The following is a 4,056-nucleotide window of genomic DNA, read 5'->3' on the forward strand; positions in this document are numbered from 1 at the left end:
GCCCTTGCTGTGGCCCATTGCAGAGCACGCCGGCCTGGACATCATCCACTTCGGCATCATCTTCACGGTCAATCTTGCCATAGGCATGTTCACCCCGCCGTTCGGACTGAACATCTTTGTCAGTGTCAGCATATTCCGGGAGAACACGGCAAAGATCGTGATGGGGCTGATTCCATTCTTCATCGCCTACCTGGTTGCGCTGGGACTGATCACTTATTTCCCTGCGCTGTCGCTGACACTGCCCAACATGTTGATGAAATGATGACTGCCCTTACTAAAAAACTCGGACACAACTTCACGCTGCCACCGGAATATGTGGCGCGCGCCGTGCTGCGCCAGGGCCGCGCCCATTCATGGGACAGCATCGACGGCCCGACCACCGCGCTGGTGGTGGTCGACATGCAAAACTATTTCATGGCGCCGCCGTACATGGGCGCCTGTGCAGTCGCGCAGGAAATCGTCCCCAACATCAACCGCCTGGCAGCCGCAACCCGGCGCGCCGGCGGACGCGTGATCTTCGTGCAGAACCTGGCGCCGTGGGCGTCGGAGCAAAACTGGGCCACGCAAAAGGAACGCTTCCTGCCGGACAGCGCCCGCCATCGCTGGGAATCGATGCAGGCCGATGCGCATGGTTTCGAGCTATGGGCCGGTCTGGATGTACAGCCGGGTGACCTGCGGGTGGTGAAGCGGCGCTACAGCCCGTTCACCCGCGACTCGTCGGACATTGAAATTTTGCTGGCCGACCACGGCATCCGCAACATCATCGTCACCGGGGTGGCGACCAATGCCTGCTGCGAAACCACCGCCCGCGACGCCATGATGCTGAACTACCGCACGGTAATGGTATCGGACGCGTGCGCGGCCATGACGGATGCGGAACATGCCGCCTCGATGGGTAACTTCTACCTGTATTTCGGCGATGTACAGAGCACCGATGAATTGACTGCCCTGCTGGACAAGGCCAATACCTGAAACAGGCAATCTGCAAGCACCCCTATCTGTAGCAAACCCCCCCGGCACCGGCCTGCCCAGGCGCAAGCCCGCCCGGCGAAAATATCACCTGAGGAGAACACAGAACATGAATCCGACAATTGACGATGTGCGCGAAGTCCTGAAAATTTTCCTGGACTCCGACCTGCAAGACTTGAAGCTCGAAATCGGCAGTGTCCGCCTGGCCGTCTCCAAGAACGGCAGCGGCGCAATGCAGCCGTTCTCGCCGCAAATCGCCATGGCGCCAGCGCCGGTTGCCGCATTGGCGGCAGCACCTGCGGCACCATCTGCCACGGCAGCGCCAGCGCCTGCAGCAGCACCGGCAGCCAGTGCGGTCGCCGCCAACTGGGTCGCCATCACGGCCCCGTCGGTGGGCGTGTTCTACAGCCGCCCGTCACCGGACAAGCCACCCTTCGTGCAAGTGGGCAGCACGGTGCAGGCCAACGACCCGGTCTGCCTGGTGGAAGTCATGAAGCTGTTCACCGGCGTGCATGCACCGGTTGCGGGACGCATCGTGCAAATCGCCGTCGCCGATTCCACGATGGTCGAATACGGCCAGCCCCTGATGTACATCGAGCCGGCCTGACCCGCGTCCAGGAGAACAGACAGTGAAACGGAAAATCCATATTACCGAGACGACCACCCGCGACGGCCAGCAATCGCTATGGGCCACGCGCATGACCTCGCCGATGATGATGCCGATACTGCCCTTGATGGACAGGGTCGGCTTTGACGCCATCGAATGCATGGGAACGGCCATCATGGATTCCTGCGTGCGCTACCTGAAAGAGAACCCGTGGGAGCGGCTGCGCCTGATCAAGGAGCGCGTCACGCAGACGCCGCTGCAAATGATCTCGATCTGCCTGGGCTTCAGCGTGGGCAAGGCGCAGATGCCGGACGACATCCTGACGCTGTTTTTCCAGCGCTGCGCCGCCAACGGCATCGACCGTTTTTTCCTGATGGACGGCTTGAACGACATCCGCAACTTTGAAGTGCCGGTCAAGGCGATCCATGCCGTCGGCGGCAAAGTGGTGGCCGCTGTCGTGTACTCCATCAGCCCGGTGCATACCGACGAGCATTTCGTGCAAAAGATCCGCGAGCTGGTCGCGCTGAACTGCGACATCCTGGTACTGAAGGACCCCAATGGCGTGCTGCTGCCCGAGCGCGCACGTACGCTGATACCCGCCATCAAGGCCGTGGCCGGCGGACGGCCGGTGTATTGCCACTCGCATTGCGTGACCGGCATGGGCCCGGCCACCAACCTGGAAGCGATCGAATACGGCGCGGAAGGCATCTGGACCGCAGCGCGTGCGCTGGCCAACAGCTCGTCGCTGCCGGCCACCAGCTCCATGGTCAAGCACTTGAAGCGCGACGGCTATGACGTCGATCTCGATGAAGACATGCTGGCGCAGATCGATGAACATTTCCTGGGCGTTGCCAAGCGCCACAACAAACCGATCGGCCAACCGGCCGAATACGATCCGGGCTTTTACCGGCACCAGATGCCGGGCGGCATGATCTCCAACTTCCGCAGCCAGATGGCGCAGTTCGGCCTGGAAAACCGGATGGACGAAGTGTTCGAAGAGATTCCCGCCGTGCGCGAGGACCTCGGCTGGTCACTGATGGTCACGCCCTTCTCGCAAGTGATCGGCACCCAGGCGGCGCTCAATGTGCTGTACGGCCGCTACAAGGTCATGTTGAGCGAGGTCGACCAGTTGTTGCTGGGCCAATACGGCAAGACACCGGGCGCGATCAACCAGAACCTGCTCGACGTGGTCGTCAATCGTCTCGGCAAGCAGCCAATGACTGAGCGCCCCGGCCTGTCGGTCGACCCGGTGCTCAAGCGCTTGCGCGCAGAAATCGGCAGCAGCGCATCCGACGAGGACTTGTTGCTCAACTATTTCTTCATGCCCGACTACTTGCAGGCAATGCGCGCCGCCGGTCCGATCCAGTTGACCGAATCCGGCACGCTGGCTGACCTGGTGCGGGACGTGGCCAAGCATGGCGGCGTCAAGCAGTTCAGCCTGTCGATGTAATGCAGGCTGCCGCAGAAACAGGGAACTAGCATGAACAAAAGTCTGGATTCAAGCATCGCCCCCGGCGCAGTTGCTGCGCCGGGCCACGACACAACAACGCAGGCAATCAGCGTGCGCCCGGTAACGCGCATCTTCATCGCCAACCGCGGTGAAATCGCGCTGCGCATCATCCGCGCAGCACAAGCCATGGGCATCGAAACCGTGCTGGCAGTGTCCGAAGCCGACCGCGACAGCCTGCCCGCACGGACCGCCACGCGCGCGATCTGCATCGGCCCGCCAAAATCCACGGCCAGCTACCTCAACCGCGACCTGATCATCACGGCGGCGCTGGGCACCGGCTGCGACGCGCTGCATCCGGGCTACGGCTTCCTGTCCGAATCATCGGAAATGGCACAGGCTTGCCTGGACGCCGGCATCACATTCATCGGCCCGCGCCCTGAACATATCCGCGGCATGGGCAACAAGCTCGAAGCGCGCGCGCAGGCGCGTGAGTTCGGCGTACCGGTCTTGCCCGGCTCGGAGAAAGTCCACAATGCCGAGGAAGCGCAAGCTGTTGCGCGCCGCATCGGCTTGCCGATCATGATGAAGGCAGCCGCCGGCGGCGGCGGTCGCGGCATGAAGATCGTCAACGACTTCAAGGATGTCGAACAAAACTTCCTGGCGGCGTCCGCCGAAGCCGGCGCCGCCTTCGGCGACGACACGCTCTACCTGGAGCGCTACATACCCAATGCCCGGCACATTGAAGTGCAGGTACTGGGCGACCGTTACGGCAACGTGATCCACGTCGGCGAGCGCGACTGTTCGCTGCAACGGCGTCACCAGAAGCTGGTGGAAGAAGCGCCCGCACCGGATATCAGCGAAGACTTGCGCGAGGAAATCCGCCAGGCCGGCGTCAAGCTGGCACGTCGCATCGGTTATGAAAACGCCGGCACCGTCGAATTCATCCTCGACTGCGACTCGCAGACCTTCTACTTCCTGGAAATGAACACCCGCATCCAGGTCGAGCATCCGGTTTCCGAAATGATTTCCG

The 4,056-nt window shown here is 62.1% G+C and carries 5 protein-coding genes; all 5 read left to right on the forward strand.

Annotation, left to right across the window (positions count from 1 at the left end; translation table 11 throughout):
- On the forward strand, positions 1 to 262 hold a 262-nt coding region (locus tag Q7T64_RS04215), incomplete at its 5' end, for a TRAP transporter large permease subunit (RefSeq protein ID WP_304791689.1).
- Positions 262 to 972 (forward strand): isochorismatase family protein, encoded by a 711-nt coding sequence (locus tag Q7T64_RS04220; protein ID WP_304791691.1) that lies wholly within the window; start codon positions 262 to 264, stop codon positions 970 to 972. The genes Q7T64_RS04215 and Q7T64_RS04220, both read left to right, overlap by 1 nt.
- A 106-nt stretch (positions 973 to 1,078) precedes the next feature.
- Positions 1,079 to 1,576, forward strand: coding sequence for an acetyl-CoA carboxylase biotin carboxyl carrier protein (gene accB / locus Q7T64_RS04225; RefSeq protein WP_304791694.1), 498 nt, complete (start codon positions 1,079 to 1,081; stop codon positions 1,574 to 1,576).
- 22 nt (positions 1,577 to 1,598) lie between these two features.
- On the forward strand, positions 1,599 to 3,026 hold the full coding sequence (locus tag Q7T64_RS04230; RefSeq protein WP_304791699.1) for a pyruvate carboxylase subunit B: 1,428 nt from the start codon (positions 1,599 to 1,601) through the stop codon (positions 3,024 to 3,026).
- A gap of 30 nt (positions 3,027 to 3,056) precedes the next feature.
- Positions 3,057 to 4,056, forward strand: a 1,000-nt coding sequence (locus Q7T64_RS04235) for a biotin carboxylase N-terminal domain-containing protein (RefSeq protein WP_304791702.1), incomplete at its 3' end; no start/stop codon positions are given.

The organism is Lacisediminimonas sp., from assembly GCF_030645335.1.
Taxonomy (GTDB): domain Bacteria; phylum Pseudomonadota; class Gammaproteobacteria; order Burkholderiales; family Burkholderiaceae_D; genus Lacisediminimonas.

What these genes read in the sequence shown, in the direction of transcription:
- Q7T64_RS04220 (WP_304791691.1), top strand. Translation starts at nt 262, where the DNA reads ATGACTGCCCTTACTAAAAAACTCGGACACAACTTCACGCTGCCACCG.
- accB (WP_304791694.1), top strand. Translation starts at nt 1,079, where the DNA reads ATGAATCCGACAATTGACGATGTGCGCGAAGTCCTGAAAATTTTCCTG.